The sequence below is a fragment of the Micromonospora sp. NPDC047644 genome, assembly GCF_040704315.1.
GTDB lineage: Bacteria > Actinomycetota > Actinomycetes > Mycobacteriales > Micromonosporaceae > Micromonospora.
In genome coordinates this window covers 1-16,398 of record NZ_JBEYSY010000018.1, presented here as the reverse complement: position 1 = coordinate 16,398, position 16,398 = coordinate 1, and the positions used below count along the sequence as shown (strand labels likewise).

At 72.9% G+C, this 16,398-nt stretch carries 17 protein-coding genes; 11 read left to right on the top strand and 6 right to left on the bottom strand.

Going from position 1 to position 16,398, the window contains the following annotated elements; genetic code table 11:
• Nucleotide 1: 1 nt before the first annotated feature.
• The 3 genes from AB0877_RS26475 to AB0877_RS26465 form a co-directional block, all read right to left on the bottom strand.
• A complete protein-coding gene (locus tag AB0877_RS26475; RefSeq protein WP_366612225.1) occupies nt 2-3,418 on the bottom strand; it encodes an ATP-binding protein in 3,417 nt (1,138 codons plus the stop codon).
• Between the two features lie 70 nt (nt 3,419-3,488).
• The gene (locus AB0877_RS26470; RefSeq protein ID WP_053654782.1) at nt 3,489-3,851 is read right to left on the bottom strand and encodes a hypothetical protein; all 363 of its coding nucleotides are present in this window, start codon (nt 3,849-3,851) and stop codon (nt 3,489-3,491) included.
• Between the two features lie 13 nt (nt 3,852-3,864).
• A complete protein-coding gene (locus AB0877_RS26465; protein WP_366612224.1) occupies nt 3,865-4,179 on the bottom strand; it encodes a hypothetical protein in 315 nt (104 codons plus the stop codon).
• A gap of 356 nt (nt 4,180-4,535) precedes the next feature.
• On the opposite strand from AB0877_RS26465, the gene folP reads away from it, so the two are divergent.
• From folP to AB0877_RS26430, 7 genes are all read left to right on the top strand, one after another.
• Nucleotides 4,536-5,432: a dihydropteroate synthase gene (folP, locus tag AB0877_RS26460; RefSeq protein ID WP_366612222.1), complete on the top strand. Its 897-nt coding sequence runs from the start codon at nt 4,536-4,538 to the stop codon at nt 5,430-5,432.
• Nucleotides 5,429-5,797 (top strand): dihydroneopterin aldolase, encoded by a 369-nt coding sequence (gene folB, locus AB0877_RS26455; protein ID WP_366612220.1) that lies wholly within the window; start codon nt 5,429-5,431, stop codon nt 5,795-5,797. The genes folP and folB overlap by 4 nt, the downstream gene beginning before the upstream one ends.
• Entirely contained in the window at nt 5,794-6,321 is a 528-nt protein-coding gene (folK, locus tag AB0877_RS26450) for a 2-amino-4-hydroxy-6-hydroxymethyldihydropteridine diphosphokinase (protein WP_366612219.1), read from the top strand. The genes folB and folK overlap by 4 nt, the downstream gene beginning before the upstream one ends.
• Before the next feature lie 19 nt (nt 6,322-6,340).
• The gene (locus AB0877_RS26445) at nt 6,341-6,877 is read left to right on the top strand and encodes a DUF3180 domain-containing protein (RefSeq protein WP_238667218.1); all 537 of its coding nucleotides are present in this window, start codon (nt 6,341-6,343) and stop codon (nt 6,875-6,877) included.
• A 120-nt stretch (nt 6,878-6,997) separates the two neighbouring features.
• A complete protein-coding gene (locus tag AB0877_RS26440) occupies nt 6,998-8,212 on the top strand; it encodes an ABC transporter permease (protein ID WP_366612217.1) in 1,215 nt (404 codons plus the stop codon).
• Nucleotides 8,213-8,265: 53 nt separating this feature from the next.
• Nucleotides 8,266-8,574: a hypothetical protein gene (locus tag AB0877_RS26435; RefSeq protein ID WP_366612215.1), complete on the top strand. Its 309-nt coding sequence runs from the start codon at nt 8,266-8,268 to the stop codon at nt 8,572-8,574.
• Between the two features lie 125 nt (nt 8,575-8,699).
• A complete protein-coding gene (locus tag AB0877_RS26430; RefSeq protein ID WP_366612212.1) occupies nt 8,700-9,131 on the top strand; it encodes a hypothetical protein in 432 nt (143 codons plus the stop codon).
• Between the two features lie 93 nt (nt 9,132-9,224).
• Here AB0877_RS26430 and AB0877_RS26425 read toward each other — a convergent pair whose 3' ends face one another.
• On the bottom strand, nt 9,225-10,202 hold the full coding sequence (locus AB0877_RS26425) for an ATP-binding cassette domain-containing protein (protein ID WP_366612210.1): 978 nt from the start codon (nt 10,200-10,202) through the stop codon (nt 9,225-9,227).
• Nucleotides 10,203-10,231: 29 nt separating this feature from the next.
• Between AB0877_RS26425 and AB0877_RS26420 the strand changes: the two genes are divergently transcribed.
• The 4 genes from AB0877_RS26420 (at nt 10,232) to AB0877_RS26405 (ending at nt 14,600) form a co-directional block, all read left to right on the top strand.
• Nucleotides 10,232-10,918 carry an ABC transporter permease gene (locus AB0877_RS26420; RefSeq protein WP_091403225.1) on the top strand — a complete coding sequence of 229 codons (687 nt, stop codon included), beginning with the start codon at nt 10,232-10,234 and terminating at the stop codon, nt 10,916-10,918.
• Nucleotides 10,915-11,655 (top strand): ABC transporter permease, encoded by a 741-nt coding sequence (locus AB0877_RS26415; RefSeq protein WP_366612209.1) that lies wholly within the window; start codon nt 10,915-10,917, stop codon nt 11,653-11,655. The genes AB0877_RS26420 and AB0877_RS26415 overlap by 4 nt, the downstream gene beginning before the upstream one ends.
• Nucleotides 11,656-11,855: 200 nt before the next feature.
• Nucleotides 11,856-12,860: a glycine betaine ABC transporter substrate-binding protein gene (locus AB0877_RS26410; protein ID WP_366612207.1), complete on the top strand. Its 1,005-nt coding sequence runs from the start codon at nt 11,856-11,858 to the stop codon at nt 12,858-12,860.
• Between the two features lie 108 nt (nt 12,861-12,968).
• Entirely contained in the window at nt 12,969-14,600 is a 1,632-nt protein-coding gene (locus AB0877_RS26405; protein ID WP_366612206.1) for a hypothetical protein, read from the top strand.
• An 18-nt stretch (nt 14,601-14,618) separates the two neighbouring features.
• Here AB0877_RS26405 and AB0877_RS26400 read toward each other — a convergent pair whose 3' ends face one another.
• Both AB0877_RS26400 and AB0877_RS26395 read right to left on the bottom strand, forming a co-directional pair.
• On the bottom strand, nt 14,619-15,806 hold the full coding sequence (locus AB0877_RS26400) for an NADH-quinone oxidoreductase subunit D (protein ID WP_355005951.1): 1,188 nt from the start codon (nt 15,804-15,806) through the stop codon (nt 14,619-14,621).
• Nucleotides 15,803-16,398, bottom strand: a 596-nt coding sequence (locus AB0877_RS26395) for an SAM-dependent methyltransferase (RefSeq protein WP_366612204.1), incomplete at its 5' end; no start/stop codon positions are given. The genes AB0877_RS26395 and AB0877_RS26400, both read right to left, overlap by 4 nt.

The following is a 16,398-nucleotide window of genomic DNA, read 5'->3' as shown; positions in this document are numbered from 1 at the left end:
GTCACGCCTCCAGATCCGGCAGGGGGATGCTCGGCAGGACTCCGGCCGCCGCGGCGATCGCGGCTGGCGTCGTGTCGAGGTGGTCCAGCAGCCCTTCGACGTACGAGACGTCGACGCGGACCTTCTGCACCCGCCCGTCGACGTCGCGCATCACGAACTCGCGGAAGCCGAGTCGGCTGGACGAGCTGGCGTCGGCGGCGGAGAGCGAGGCGAGGGTGGCCTCGTACCCGTCGTTGACCGGCACCCGCAGCAGTCGTAGCGCTTCGGAGGCGATCTCGGCGTCCTCGGCGATGCGGCCGACGAAGACGGTGGAGACGAGGTTCTGCACGTCGAGGCCGAGGATGTCGCGGGGGTTCTGGGAGGCGACCAGTGCGGCCAGGTTCCACTTGCGGGAGTCGCGGGCGAGTCGGACCAGGAAGGAACGCCCGGACCGCCAGCCTTCCATGAAGTGCGCCTCGTCGAGGCCGACGAGTTTGCGGGATGACATCGAGCCGCCGTAGCAGCGCCGGACGGCGAGCCGGTGCGCGGTGTGCAGCATCGGCAGGGCCAGTGCCTCCTCGGCTGACCAGTACTCGCGTTCGATCTTGAGGTCGGGCAACCGCAGCCCGGCCATGGTGATCACGGTGAGTGCCGCGTCGGCACCGAGCAGCCCTTCCGGCGGTCGGCCGAAGAAGAGCATGGCCAGTGGCATCTCGGCGGTGTCCAGCAGGAGGTTGGCCAGTTCCTTGCCGGCGTCGTCGTCGAGCCGCCCGAGGCAGCTCACCACGTCGTCCAGGGTGGAGGTCTCCTCGGCGGGGACCTGGCGGACCGCGTGTCGGAAGAGGGTGGCGGTCGACGCCTCCCTGGCCACCTGCGGTGGAACGAGCATCATGCAGATGTCCTGGACCAGCATCCGCCGCTCGGCTCGGGCATTGGAGACGGCGATCTCGAACTCTCGGTCACCGGCGGCCCCGCTGCCGAACTCGGAGCGCAGCGGCGTCGGGATGAGCGAGTAGGGCGCCAGGGTGCCGTGTTCCGAGCCGGTCAGGTTCAACACCCGGGAGTACGGCCGCAGCTCGGGCATCGCGCAGAGGCGGGCCAGTGGGCCGGACGGGTCGAGCAGGGTCACCTGGACACCTCGGCGGGCGGCCAGGTAGCCCAGGGCGCCGAGCAGGGTGGACTTGCCGCCGCCTGGCTCGGCGACGAAGACCGCGAGCCCGGAGCGTTCCCGGACCTCCATGGGGAAGTGCAGGTCGAGGAAGACCGGGCGGCGGCAGGTGCCGGCGGTACGGCCGATCAGGTCGCCCCGCCGGTCGCCCACGTTGGACGCGGCCTGGGGGAGCGCGGCGGCGAGCAGCGGCACCGGCATGCGACGCACGTAGCCGGTGTTGGCGATCGGTTCGCCGGGGATGAACTCGCGGGCCAGCCAGTCCTGGTTCTTCGGGTGCTGCAGCGAGATGCGCAGCTCCCGGGAGTAGAGCTGGATGAGCCGGCGGGCCCGCTCCAGGCATTCCTCCCTGGTCCGGCCGCCGACCGCGATCCGGTGCCAGCCGTGCGCGCGGGCCGAGTCGACCGGGAGGCCGGTGGTCATCTCGTCGCCGATCACCAGGGCGCGCTTGGCCAGTCGTTCCAGCTCCGGGGGTGCGTCGATGCCGTGTTCGGCGTAGTCGAGCTGTTGCGAGCGGATCATCCGCAGCCGGTGTTCCAGGTTACGGAAGGAGTCGCCGGAGCCGAGGATGTCGACGCGGGTGGAGATCTCCATCGGCCAGGGCAGCCGCTCGTGGAAGTGCAGCCACGGCTCGTGTCGTTCGGGGATCTCCAGCGGCTCCATCCGGCCGACCGCGAGCACGGCCACGTGCCGCTCCTCGCCGGTCATCCGGTTGACCAGCTTGACCGTCGAGCCGTACGGGGTGCGGTAGCGCTCGACCTGTTCGGTCATGGCCAGCAGGTCGCCGCGCTCCCAGCGCCCGTCGGTGACGGGGGAGAGGGTGCTCGGCGGCGACATGCACAGCGCCACCGAGCGGTAGAGCAGCCATTCCAGCTCCTGGGCGGTGACCCGTCGGCCGCGCATGCCGAATGCCCCGAGCACCTCGTCGAACTGTTCGACGGTGCGGCCGAGCTTACGGCGCTCGCCGTCGGCGGTGCCTCGCCCGAAGGTGCGCAGCAGCCGCTCGGTGAGTGAGTCGCCGAGGGAACGCCGGGCGAAGGTGACACCGAGGTAGGTCTGACCCTCGGCGTGGTTGACCGCCATCAGGTGGCGTTGGGCGGCGACCAGGTGGTCGGCCCAGCCGGTGGTGCCGGGGACGTCGGGCAGCGGTGCCGAGGTGTGGGTGTCGATGGTGCGAGCCCACTCGTCGGCGGGGAACGGCCGGGTGGTGCGGCGTAGGTGCAGTCGGAAGCCGGCCAGGCCGGCGTACTGCTCGGAGATGGCCGACAGCAGCGCCTCACGTTCGGCGTCCGGCCGGAACGCCCAGCGGACCTCGGGAAGCCAGTACCAGGCGGTGACGGTGTTCGGGGTGAAGGTGAGGTGGCCGGCGATCTCGGTGATGGCCAGCTCGACCGACGGATCCCGATCCCCGAACTTGATCTTCGGAGCGCGTACCCGGGTCGGTTTGATCGGCCGGTCCGGTCGACTCGTTGCGCGTTGCCGGGGTGCGGCGACCTCCTTGCCGGTGCTCCGGGGTCGGTCCGGCTCGGTCGTCCGCCGCGCCGTGCGCTCGAGAGCTGGCCGATCCGCAGATGTGATCATGGCCGGCTGCTCCGGCGGAGCCGTGGACCGGCTGGCGGCGGCCGTCGGCTGGGGCTGCGCTTGCGCCGCCGGTCGGGCCGCGGGCGTCGCTGAGGAGCGGCCACCCGGCGCGGTGCTGGCGGGTCGGCGGGCGGGGCCGGCGGTCGCGGACGGGTCGGGCTCATCGGACGGACGCAGCAGGGGCCGTCGATCGCCAGCCTGGTGCGGCACCCGGGACTCGCTGGCCGGGTGGCCGCCGCCGTGCCGTGGCTCGACGGGTCGGCCGTTGCCGCCTGGCTGGTCGGCGGGCGTCCACGGTGGCTCCAGTTCGGGGACCGCGCGAGCGGGTGCCGGGCTGGCGGTTGGTGGCGGCTGGTGCGGGATCGCCGGTTGCTCGCGGGTGCTCGGGCCGGCGGTGACGGCCCGAGCCGTGCCGGGTCGCCCTCCGCCGCCGAAGAGGTCCAGGAAGGGGGAGTCGATGTCGGCGTTCTCGCCGGCCGACACCGCGGTGGGCTCGGCCGGTGGCGTCCGGCGGGGAACCGGCCGGGGTGCCTGGAACACGCCGACGGCGCCGTGGCCGGGTGACGTCACCAGCGCGGGGTCGAGGGCCGCCTCGTCCTCGTCCTCCGTGTAGTCGAACGAGTGCGCACGGTGACCAACTGGTGCGCCCGGGCGGCCGGCCGGGGAGCCCGGCGTGGAGGAGCGGCTCATGCGATCGCCTCGGCGGCTGTCGGCAGACCCAGGTCCGCGTCCTGCGACGGGCCGTTCGACATACGTCCGGTCATGCCAGTTCCTCCCGAATCCTGATCCGGCTGCCGACCAGGCGCGGATCGCGCTGCTCGACCGCCGGCTCCCGGGTGCGTCGCCAGTCGGTCAGCGCGGTGCGGATGACCACCCGCGCCGGCCGATCGGGGTCGACGTGCCGGAAGATGAACGACGTGGTCACGATGGCGAGCGCGATCTCCCAGGCGGGGAAGAGCTCGACCGTCAACGTGAACAGCCAGTGGATGAACATATAGAGGGGGACCAGCAGCATGAAGAGCCCGTACTGGGCGTAGGGCAGGTGGACCGGAAGGGTGTAACCGGGCGGCCCGAGGTAGACCAGGCGGGCCCGGTAGATGTCGTCGTCGGTGCGGAGCCGCATCTGGTGAACGCGCCTATTCGAAGATCAGGTCGATCAGGTAATCGCCGACGAAGAAGAGTGTTGCCGCGCCCGCTATGAAGGCGAGCCCGACGATGGCGATCGCGGAGCTGGTCAGCACCTTGGAGATCTCGCCTCGGCTGGCACGGCCGATGAAGATGACGCCCAGGACGGCGAGCAGGATCGGCGCGATCTTGCTGGCGAAGAAGGTGACGACACCGTTGGTGTCGATCCCCTTCGGTGCCGGCTCCGCGAGTGGAGCCGACGCCAGGGTGGAGAGCGCGTGGGCGACGCCGGACGACGCCGTCTCCATGAGCTCGTAGGCGATCACTGGAACCTCCCCATAGCGCGGCCGGCGGTGCCGCGGCGGTGCAATAGGCAAGCCTGGCGGGAAAAGTGCTCCACAGGGCATGGCGTTCTTGACCCTGTGTTCGTTACTCACCACGGAGGGTGGCGAGGTTTGGACGGATTTCCCCCGCTTCGGCCCTCCCTCCAAGCTTCGCCATCTCAATGCTGGCCAATTCCAAAGCGTACGGGCCGCCCCGGATTGCGACAAGCCGCGAAGGGACTGCCGGATACTGCCCGGATGACCGATCGTACACCTGTTCTAATCGGCACGTCAGGGGTGGTGGTGCGGAGCCCACCCGGGCCGCCGGGTGCCGTCGCCGCGACCGGTACCGTCTAGTCGTGACCGATCTGGTGCGGGCTTCGGGCCCGGTGGTGATGGGCGTCCTCAACGTCACACCGGACTCCTTCTCCGACGGCGGACGGTACGCCGACCTGGACGCCGCCGTCGGACACGGCGTCCGTCTACGGGACGCCGGAGCGCACCTGGTCGACATCGGTGGCGAGTCGACCCGTCCGGGCGCGGCGCGGATCGACGCCCAGACCGAGGCCGAGCGGGTGTTGCCGGTCATTCGCGAGCTGACCGCCGCCGGGGTGGCGGTCAGCGTCGACACCAGCCGTGCGCGGGTCGCGGAGGCCGCCCTGGCCGCCGGCGCAACGGTGGTCAACGACGTCTCCGGTGGTCTGGCCGACCCGGACATGGCCCGGGTGGTCCGCGACGCGGGCTGCCCCTGGGTGCTGATGCACTGGCGCGGGCACTCCCGTGCGATGCGCGATCTGGCCACCTACACGGACGTGGTGGCCGACGTGCGGGCCGAACTGTCCCAACGGATCGACACGGCGCTGGCCGCCGGGGTGGCCGCCGACCGCCTCGTCGTCGACCCCGGGCTCGGCTTCGCCAAGACGGCCGCGCACAACTGGGAGCTCAGCGCCCGCCTGCCGGAGTTGCTCGATCTCGGCTACCCGCTGCTCTTCGGGGCGAGCCGCAAGTCGTACCTCGGTGGGTTGCTCGCCGCCGCGGACGGCACGCCGCGACCGACCGCCCAGCGGGAGGCGGCCACCGTGGCCACCAGTGTGCTGGCGATCGCCGCGGGAGCCTGGGGCGTCCGCGTGCACGACGTGCGGGCCACCGCCGACGCGCTGGCCGTCTGGGCGGCGACCGGCAGCCCCCGCCTGGCCGTGCCGCCGCACGACAGGAAGCTGACGCAAAACGATCACGAGCATGGGGTACGGCGATGACGACGGACCGGATCCAGCTGACCGGCCTGCGGGCGCGCGGCCGGCACGGGGTGTACGACTTCGAACGCGCTCAGGGGCAGGACTTCGTGGTAGACGCCGTCCTGGAGTTGGACCTCGGCCCGGCCGCCGCCAGTGACGACGTTGCCGCCACGGTGCACTACGGCGAGCTGGCCGAGCGCCTGGTCGCGGTGGTGACCGGCGAGCCGGTCAACCTGATCGAGACCCTGGCGGACCGGCTCCTCGCGGTCTGCCTGGCGGACGTTCGGGTCGACGCCGCGACGGTCACCGTGCACAAGCCGGAGGCGCCGGTGCCGCACACCTTCACCGATGTGGCCGTCACCATGACCCGGAGGCGTAACCGGTGACCCGGGCGGTTCTCTCGCTCGGCAGCAACCTGGGCGACCGCCTGGAGCACCTGCGTACGGCCGTCGCCACCCTCGGCGACACGGTGCTCGTGCTCTCCGGGGTGTACGAGACTCCACCGTGGGGCGACACCGATCAGCCCGCGTACCTCAACGCGGTGGTGCTCGTGCAGGACGCGAGCGCGACCCCGCGCGACTGGCTGGAGCGGGCCCGCGACGCGGAGCGCGCGGCCGGACGGGTCCGTGACCCGCAGCGGCGGTTCGGGCCGCGCACCCTCGACGTGGACGTGATCGCGGTCTGGGGCGACGACGACGAGCCGGTGCTCAGCGACGAGGAGGAGTTGACCCTGCCGCATCCCCGGGCGCACCTGCGGGCCTTCGTGCTGCGCCCGTGGATCGACATCCAGCCGTACGGTCGGCTGCCCGGTCACGGCTGGCTGACCGACCTGCTGACCACCGGCCCTGCCGCGGACGGGGCGTTGGAACTGCGTCCCCGGCCGGAGTTGGCGTTAGAGTCGACGGCATGACCGAGCGGAACCGGCCGGCATGACGCAGGCGAAGCCCCCACCCCGCGGGTCGGGCCCGGACGGGTCGCGGATGGGCCCCACCCGGATCTCGACCCTGGTCGTGGCCGGCCTGGCTGCGGCGGCGGTGGCCTGGCTGCTGATCAGCACCCTCTACTACAGCGGGATTCCCCGGCTGCCCTGGCTGCCGGTGGTGACGCTGGCCGGGCTCGCCGTGCTGGAGGCGTACGCCGCGATCAACACCCGGGGCCGGATCGAGCGCAAACCGGGTCGGGAGCCGGTCAACCCGCTGCTGGTCGCCCGCTTCGTGGTGCTGGCCAAGGCGTCGGCGCTGGCCGCCGCGATCTTCGCGGGCTTCTACGCGGGGCTCACCGGCTGGCTCTTCGTGGAGACCACCCGCGCCGCCCTGGACGATCGACCGGCCGCCGGTGGAGGCCTGCTCGCCTCACTGGCCCTGGTCGGCGCCGCGCTCTGGTTGGAGCGCTCCTGCCGGGTGCCGGAACGCCCGGACGACGAGCGCGAGCAGGACCCCCGGGAGAGCCGCCCCGGCCAGCGCTGAGCAGGGGGTTACGCCCGGCTGCGGTCGCGGGTACGGTGCCTTGCGATCGGGGAGCAAGGGCCGCCCAGGGTCCGTCCGTGCGCCGGACTGGGGACGGCCGGCCACTGGGGAGGCGGCGTCATGGGTTACGAAGAAGCGGGCCGGGACCGGTCGGCCGAACCCTCGTCCGGGGTGCCGGCCGCCGTCCTGGACAACGTCTTCGACGATCCCACCCACGGTGAGCCCGGTCGGGATCGAATCGGCGTACACCTGGGGTGGGAGCTGCTGCTGCTGGCCGGGCTGGCCGCCGTGAGCTGGCTGCTCTGGCGGGAGGACCCGGCCGCCGTGCGCGACGGCAACCTGCGCACGCTGCTGATCGACGCGGTCGGGCTGGGGTTGCTCGCAGTGGCCGCAGGGCTGAGCCTGCGGACGGCCGCGCCGAACCTGGCCGTCGGTCCGGTCGCGGTGGCCGCCGCCCTGCACTACGCCGAGCAGGGTGACCGGGGCCTGACGGCGTCGCTCGGCCCGGCCGTGGCGGTCGCCGCGGTGGGCGGGCTGGCGCTGGCGCTGGCCGTGGTGGTGCTGCACGTGCCCGGCTGGGCGGCCAGCCTGGCCGGTGCCGCCGCCGTGGTGGTGTTCATCGAACGCCGATCGGCGCCCGTGCTGGTGCAGGGCGACTACGACCCCAGCGGCAGCGCCGGTTACCTGTTCGCCGGGTTCGCCGCGGTGGCCGTCCTGGGTGGGCTGTTCGGCGCGATCCGGGCGATCCGCCGGCTCGTCGGCCGATACCGACCGATCGCCGACCCGGCCCGTCGGCGGGGCGCGGTGGCCGCCGCGGTGACCGCCGCCGCGCTCGTCGTCTCCACGGTGCTGGCCGCACTGGCCGGCGTGCTGCTCGCCGCCAACGACCCCGGGCCGGTAGCGCCCACCTCGGGCCTGGACTGGACGGTGCTGGCCATCGGCGTGGCCCTGCTCGCCGGCACCAGCGCGTACGGCCGCCGCGGCGGCGTGTTCGGCACGCTGTTGGCGGTCGGCCTGGTCACCGTCTTCCAGGTGTACGCGCCGGAGCGCGGCTGGACGCTGAGCAACTGGGTGATCGGTGGGGCCGCGCTCGGCGTCGGGCTGCTGGCCACCCGGCTGGTCGAGACGCTCGGGCGGCCCCGACCGGGCAGGCCTGAGCGGCCCGAGCCGGTCAGCGACGGCACGATCAGCTCGGGCTGGACCACACCGCAGCCGCAGTCCGTCGACAACTGGCCTCCCACGCTGCCGACCCAGGCCGCACCGCAGCCGATCGACCCGTGGCGGGATCCGCGGTGGGAGGACGGCCCGCGCCGGTGGGACACCGACGAGCGGTGAGCCGCGCCGCGTCCGCCGAGCCGGAGCTGATCTCGACCGTTAGGCTCGGCGACATGACCGACTCACCTGCCGCCACCCCGGGCGGAACCACGTTCGAGGAGCTTGACGCGCTGTCCACCGAGGAGTTGCGGGAGCGGGCGTTCGCCCGAGCCCGGGACCATCGGGACGTGGGCTTCTTCTGGTCGGTGCTCCGCCACCTGCCGAACGCGGACGAGGCAACGGTGCTGGATGGCGCCCCGAACTCGATCGGCCCGACGATCGACGAGGCCAACGCGCTGTGGCGGGAGCTGACCGGTCACGGCTACGAGGAGTCGGCGCCGCTGCTGCGGGCCGCCTTCATCGACTACCTGATGAAGCACTGAGCCGCTCGGGGCAGCCCAGGTCCGCCCGAGCCACCGGTTCGGGGCCTGGGCGCATCGCGTCGTTCGTCCACCGTTCCGGCCCGGTCAGCCGCTACGGCACGGCCGCCGGCACCGGCGCGCTCGCCGTGCTGCTGCTGGTCGGCATCTGCGGGAGTCCGGCGTACACCGGCTGGGCCGTCACCCTGACCGACCCGGAGTCGGCCGGGGCCTTCTACGCCCGCCTGCTCGCCTGGCCGGCCTGGCGGCTCGACGCGGACGGGCAGGCCGGCGGGTTGTTCGCCGCCGACCTGCGAGCCGTGCTGCTGGTGGTCCTCGCGGTGGCGCTGCTCTACCTGTTGCCCGCCGCCCAGGTCGCCCGGGTGCCCGGCCCGGTCAGCCAGTTCTTCTCCGGCTGGGCCGCGTACGTGCTGGCTGGCGGGCTGGCCGGGGTGTTGGCGGCGCTGCTCGGCCCGACACCGTCACTGCTGGGGGCCCTTCAGGACGCCAGCGCCGGCGCCGGCTACGGCTTCCTGACCGGGTGGATCATCGGCATCGCCAGCCTCGGCCATCGCGCCTGACCCCACGTCGGAGGTCGCGCCTGACCCACCTCGGCCGACGCGCCTGACCGCACCGTGGTGGGGCCAGGCGCGACGGTCGTGCGTGCGCCGGGGTCAGCTGTTCGGGCGGCCGAGGTCGAGGAGGCGCTGCCGGCTGAGCGCGCCCACCGGCCGGCCGGCGTCGGTCACGAGGAGCCGGTCCTGGCCCGAGGTGAGCAGGACCGCCAACGCGTCGTACGCCGAGGCGTCCACGGCGACGGTGGGCAGGTCCGGTGCGGCGTCCTCGGGCACCGGCTCCAGCGCCTCCCGGTCGAGCGGGGTGACCGCCAACCGGCGGATGCCCCGGTCGGCGCCGACGAACTCGCGTACGAACGCGGTGGCGGGTGCGCCGAGCAGCGCGGCGGGGGTGTCGTACTGCTCCAGGTGCCCGCCCTCGGAGAGGACGGCGATCCGGTCACCGAGTCGGACCGCCTCGTCGAGGTCGTGGGTGACCAGCACGATCGTCTTGCGTACCTCGGCCTGGAGGCGCAGGAACTCTTCCTGGAGGCGGGCCCGGACGATCGGGTCGACGGCCGAGAACGGCTCGTCCATCAACAGCACCACCGGGTCGGCGGCGAGCGCCCGGGCCACCCCGACCCGCTGCCGCTGGCCACCCGACAGCTCGTGCGGGTAGCGACCGCCGAACTCGGCCGGGTCCAGCCCGACCAGGTCGAGCAGTTCGTCGACCCGGGCCCGGGTCTGGCCCTTGGGCCAGCGGAGCAGGCCCGGCACGGTGGCCACGTTGGCCCGCACGGTCTGGTGTGGAAAGAGGCCGACGTTCTGAATCACGTATCCGATGCGACGGCGCAGTCGCACCGGGTCGACGTTCGTGACGTCCTCGTCGCCGAGCGTGATGCGACCGGCGGTCGGTTCGATGAGGCGATTGATCATCCGCAGCACCGTCGACTTGCCGCAGCCGGACGGGCCGATCAGCACCACCAACTCGCCGGCCCGAACCTCCAGGCTGAGGTCCCGGACAGCTTCGGTGCCATTCGGGTAGCGCTTCTGGATGCCCTCCAGGGAGATCGACGCCGCGCGAGGGGATTGGGCCACGCCGGCAGCCTCCGGGGTAACGTCCACGTATGTCCTTCCGCCTGAGCTACCGGGCCGACCCGGGTAACCCCTGGTTCTCCTGGCAGTACGTGCGGGACAACTCTGACACGATCCTCGCCGCGGTGCGCGAACACGCCTCCCTCACCGGGCGAGCGGTGTTGATCGCGGTGCTGATCGCCCTGCCGTTGTCCGTGCTGGCGTACTGGGTCCGTCCGCTCGCCGGTCCGATCCTCGCTGTCAGCGGGGTGGTCTACACCATTCCGTCGTTGGCGCTCTTCGCGTTCATCGCCCCCTACCTGGGCACCGGTGCGACCACGGTGCTGGTCGGGCTGGTCCTCTACGCGCTGCTGCTGATCGTGCGCAACGTGGTGGCCGGCCTCAACCAGGTGCCCCCGGAGGTTCGCGAGGCCGCCGAGGGCATGGGTTACGGCCGCTGGAGGCGGCTGTTCCGGATCGACCTCCCGCTGGCGTTGCCGGGCATCGTGACCGGCGTACGGCTGGCGACCGTCTCGACGGTGGCGTTGGTCACGGTCGGGGTGCTGGTCGGGCACGGCGGGCTCGGGCAGCTCATCTTCGCGGGCTTCCAGAACAACCTCTACAAGGCCGAGATCATGACGGCCGCACTGCTCTGCGTGGCGCTCGCGGTCGTGCTCGACCTGTTGCTCATCCTGGTCGCCCGACTGGTGACCCCCTGGTCCACCCGGAGGGCACGGTGACCGTCGCGGAGAACCCGATCGGTCAGGCCGTCACCTGGATCAACGACCCACTGAACTGGACCAACCCCGGTGGCATGTTGGACCGGCTCGGCGAGCACCTGACGATCTCCGCCCTGGCCGTGGCGCTCGGCTGCCTGGTGGCCTGGCCGCTCGGGCTCTGGTTGGGGCACCTCGGTCGAGGTGGTGGCCTCGTGGTGCTGATCTCCAATGCCACCCTGGCCATCCCCACTCTGGCGTTGCTGACCATCCTCCCGGTGGTCTTCGCCAGCGGCTTCGGGAAGACACCGGTCGTGGTGGCGCTCGCCGTCTTCGCCGTGCCACCGCTGCTGGCCAACGCGTACACCGGGGTGCGGCAGGTGGACCCGGAGGCCCGCGACGCGGCCCGGGGGATGGGCCTGTCCGGCGGGCAGCTGTTGCGCCGGGTGGAGTTGCCGCTCGCGGTGCCCTATCTGGCGGCCGGCTTCCGCACCGCGGCGGTCCAGGTGATCGCGACCGCGGCGCTGGCCTCCTTCGTCAACGGCGGCGGCCTGGGCCAGATCATCCGGACCGGCTTCGGCATCGGTATCGCGGCCGGCGGTGGGCAGATCCTCGCCGGTGGTGTGCTGGTGGCCGGGCTCGCGCTGCTGGCCGAGGCGGTCCTCGGCGGCGTCGAACGGCTGGTCACCCCCAAGCCGCTGCGGCGTGGGCGGCAGCGCCTCGGGCGACCCCGGGCCGCCGACGCCACCGGGAGCGCCTGACCCGTCCGGGTGAGCCCGCGTCGAGCTGGCGACCCACAGCCGTCAGTTCGGTGACGATGGGGTGACGAAGTCCATCTCAAGTTGTCGGTCGGTTCCGGAGCATGTTGGGTGGACATTCGCGGGCGGCCGACAGTCAGGATCGCCCGTCGGACACGCGGCCGGCCCGGGACGGGCCGCGCCGGGACACGGAAGGCGGGCACATGCGCGCACGTACACGTCTGGCGATCGGGGCGGTCAGCGCCGTCGCCGGGGCAGCACTGCTCACCGGCTGCGGTGACGCCGGCTCGTCCGGCACCGACGCACCCCAGACGAGCGCCTCCGGCGCCGGGTGCGCCCCGGTCGCCGGCCAGCAGCTGATCGCTCTGCAGGACGACAAGAAGCTCCAGAACTCCGACAACGTCATTCCCGCGGTCAACAGCAAGGCGGCCAACCCGCAGCTGATCGCCGCACTGGACAAGGTCTCCGCCGCCCTCGACACCCCGAAGCTGATCCAGCTCAACAAGGCCGTCAACGAGGACCGCAAGACCCCCAAGGTGGCGGCGGAGGAGTTCGCCAGCGCGAACAACCTCACCGCGGGCATCGCGAAGGGCCCGGGTGGCGACATCACCGTGGGCGCCGGCAACTTCGCCGAGAGCCAGATCCTGGGCGAGCTGTACCGGATCGCGCTCGGCGCCGCCGGCTACCAGGTCAAGGTGCAGCAGATCGGCAACCGGGAGCTCTACGCGCCGGCTCTGGAGAAGGGCGAGATCCAGGTCGTCCCGGAGTACGCGGCGACGATGGCCGAGTTCCTCAACACCAAGGCCAACGGTCCGAACGCCCAGCCGATCTCCTCGCCGGACGTCAACACGACGGTGACCGCGTTGAAGACCGAGGGCGACAAGGCGGGCCTCACCTTCGGCACCCCGGCCGCCGCGCAGGACCAGAACGCCTTCGCGGTGACCCAGGCCTTCGCCGACAAGTACGGCGTGCGGACCCTCTCCGAGTTGGCGGCGAAGTGCTCCGGCAGCGCGACGGTGCTGGGTGGCCCGCCGGAGTGCGAGCAGCGTCCGTTCTGCAAGCCGGGCCTGGAGAAGACCTACGGCCTGTCGGTCGGCAAGTTCTCCTCCCTGGACCAGGGTGGGCCGCTGACCAAGAGCGGGCTCCGCGACGGCTCGATCAGCGTGGGTCTGATCTTCTCCTCGGACGGCGCCTTCGCCACCAGCTGAGCCCTTTCCGTACGTGTCGAGGACGCCCCCGCCCGACCGGGCGGGGGCGTCCTCGCGTCCCGGGGACCCCGTTCCCTCTGCCGGACATCGTCGGTAGGCTGCACATCCATGCCAGCCCCGGCCACCCCTGACGCCCGGCGTCAACCACCGCTGCTGACCATGCTCTTCTGGGCGGGCGTCGCTCTCGCGCCGGTGGCGGCGCTGATCCTGCTGGTGGCCGACGGCAATGCTCCGTTGCGTTTCGCCGCAGTGCTGGCCATCCTGGCGGTGGTGCTGATCGGCCTCTCCATCGCGCTGCGGCCCGACAACGAGGGCGCCTCGGCGAGGACCGACGAATTGCTGGACGAGATCGAGGAGCTGCGTCGGGAGTTGCGCGGCGAGATCGTGGCCGCCGCCCAGCGCGGTAACCAGGCACTGGACCAGGCGCAACGGGCCCAGGAGGGGATCACGGCGTTGCGCCGTCGTCTCGACGCCACTGGTGCCGCCCTCGCCGGTGCCGCCTCGGCCGTCGAGCCGGCCGGCGCCGGACGGGCTCGGGTGGCCGCCGTCGAGCCGCCGGTGGACGAACCGCCGGTGGCCCCTGACCGGGCCGACGCGCCGGCCGGCCGCGCCCGGGTTTCCGGCCCCGACGACGCACCCCGGTGGGGGCGCTCCGGGCAGCCGGACGACGACGAGCCGGCGTACGCCCGGGAGGCCGCCGAGCCGCCGGCCGCCTCCGGCAGGTACGGCGGGGAACGACCGGCCGCCACCGCGTACGGCTCAGCTCGCCCCCGGGAGCACGACCGCCCCGAGACGGCGCACCGCTCGGGTGGCGTGGTCCGGCACACCGAGACCGTGCACGTCACCACCCGGCACACGGTGGTGGACGGCGGTCCGGCCGAGCCGGCCGGGCGCTACGGCGGCGGGTACGCCGGCCAGTGGACCCCGCCCGCGCAGGAGTGGACCCGGGGCGGCGACGCCGATCAGCCTGCCCGCCCGGCTGGCCGGAGGAGCGAGCCGGAGCAGCACCCCCGAGCCGGGTACGGCGACGAGGCGGGCTGGACGGGCCGCCGCGACGAACCGGAGTGGACGGATCGGCGCGACGGGTATGCCCAGCCCGACGAGCCGGCCCCGGCGGGCCGGTCACACCGCAGCTCGGAGAGGCCGACGGCGGAATCCTGGGACAGCCCGGACGATCGGGGCTGGTCGGAGCAGCGCGACCGGGCGGGTGCCCCGGCGCCGCAGGCGGGGCCGCCGTTGCGGGCCGACGACACCGGCGAGTACTGGTCCCAGCTGCGGGCCGGTGACCGGTGGGCTGCCGTCCGCGACGACGAGAACGGTCGAGAGCTGCGCGTCGGCGAACGTCGGGCCGAGGTGCACGCCGACGCCACCGGCACCGAGTACCGGGTGGCCGACCGCTGGGCCGCCGTCCGCCACGAGGAGCCGCGCCGTCACGAGGACGCCGGACGCTACGAGGAGCCGCGCCGTCACGAGGACACCGGCCGCTACGAGGACGCCGGCCGGTACGGGGAGCCGCGTCGCCACGACGGTGGTCGGCGGGCCGAGCCGGGAAGGCCCGCGCTGCAGGTGGGCGGTGTGCCGGTGCCGGAGGAGTGGCGCCCACCGCGCCAACGCGGCCACCAGCCGGAACCTGCGCCGGAACGGACCGGCCGGCGGCGGGTCGACGAGCGTTACGGCTACCCGCCGCAGGACGACGTACCGCGTGCCGGGGGCGCGCCGCCCACCGACCGCTGGCGGTGACCGCTCAGGCGACTCGGGTCACTTGTCGATGTCGCCGACCACGAAGAACATCGAGCCGAGGATCGCGATCAGGTCGGGGACCAGGCAGCCGGGGAGCAGGGTGGCCAACGCCTGCACGTTCGCGTACGAGGCGGTGCGCAGCTTCAACCGCCACGGCGTCTTCTCACCCCGCGACACCAGGTAGTAGCCGTTGATGCCGAGCGGGTTCTCCGTCCAGGCGTACGTGTGCCCCTCCGGCGCCTTGAGCACCTTCGGCAGCCGGGTGTTGATCGGCCCGGTCAGCCGGTCCACCCGGTCGAGGCACTGCTCGGCGAGGTCCAGTGACGCGTACACCTGGTCGAGCAGCACCTCGAAGCGGGCGTGGCAGTCGCCGGCGGTCTTGGTGACCACCGGCACGTCCAGCTCGTCGTAGGCCAGGTAGGGGTCGTCGCGACGCAGGTCCAGGTCGAGCCCGGACGCGCGGGCCACCGGCCCGGACGCGCCGAACGCGGCGGCGTCCGCGGCGGACAGCACGCCCACGCCGACGGTGCGGGCCAGGAAGATCTCGTTACGCCGGATCAGGTGGTCCAGGTCGGGCAACCGGCGGCGTACCTCGCCGATCGCGGCGCGGGCCCGCCCGGTCCACCCGTACGGGACCTCTTCCTTGAGGCCACCCACCCGGTTGAACATGTAGTGGATCCGGCCACCGGAGACCTCCTCCATCACCGCCTGGATGGTCTCGCGTTCCCGGAAGGCGTAGAAGATCGGCGTGATCGCCCCGATCTCCAACGGGTACGAGCCGAGGAACATCAGGTGGTTCAGCACCCGGTTCAGCTCGGCGAGGGCCATTCGCAGCCAGGTGGCCCGCTCCGGCACCTCCATGCCCATCAGGCGTTCCACGGCGAGCACCACACCCAGCTCGTTGGAGAACGCCGAGAGCCAGTCGTGCCGGTTGGCCAGCACGATGATCTGCCGGTAGTCACGCACCTCGAAGAGCTTCTCCGCCCCCCGGTGCATGTAGCCGACGATCGGTTCGCAGGCGACCACCCGTTCGCCGTCGAGCACCAGTTTCAATCGCAGCACGCCGTGGGTGGAGGGGTGCTGCGGACCGATGTTCAGCACCATGTCGGTGCCGAGTTGCTGATCACCGGTGCCGGGGATCAGTCCGGCCCCGGTGCCGACGGTCAGTTCACGGAGGTCCCCGGCGTCGGTGGTCATGCCCGTCATCGTGCCACGGCCGGCCGGAGCGGGATGCCGACCGGCTGGCGCAGCCACCAGTGCCCGCCGAGCCCGGCCGGGTCGGTCAGCTCGGCCACCGTCGACGCGGCGGCCAGCGCCCGCACGTAGCCGACCGGGTCGGTGCCGGCCAGGCTGAGCGGTGGTCGCCCGCCGTCGGCCCCGAGCGCCCGCAGCGCCTCCCGCTGCAACACCAGGGAGTACGCGCACCGGGCGACCGCCGCACCGGCGGAGGCGACCGAGTCCATGGCCACGTGCGCGGTGACATCACTCGACCCGTCGGGCACCGGAGGCACCTGCCGCCCACCCCGGTACCCGGTCAACGTCCCGTCCACGGGTCGGTCGCCGATCAGGTGCCCGTAGTCCACCGCTACGGCCAGCCCTCGGCTGATCTTTCTCACCGCGTCGGCCCACGCCTCGTCCCTGCTTCTGCCGATCTCGGCCCGCCTCTGGTTGCCGTGGGGGGTTTCGGGGCAGCCCGGCCGGCTCCGGGCGGTCAGGCTTGATCCCTGCGCCGGCCGGGCTCCCCGGAAACCCTGACTCCCACGACCTCCGCCGCACCCTACGGGCCGTCGCTTGCCGC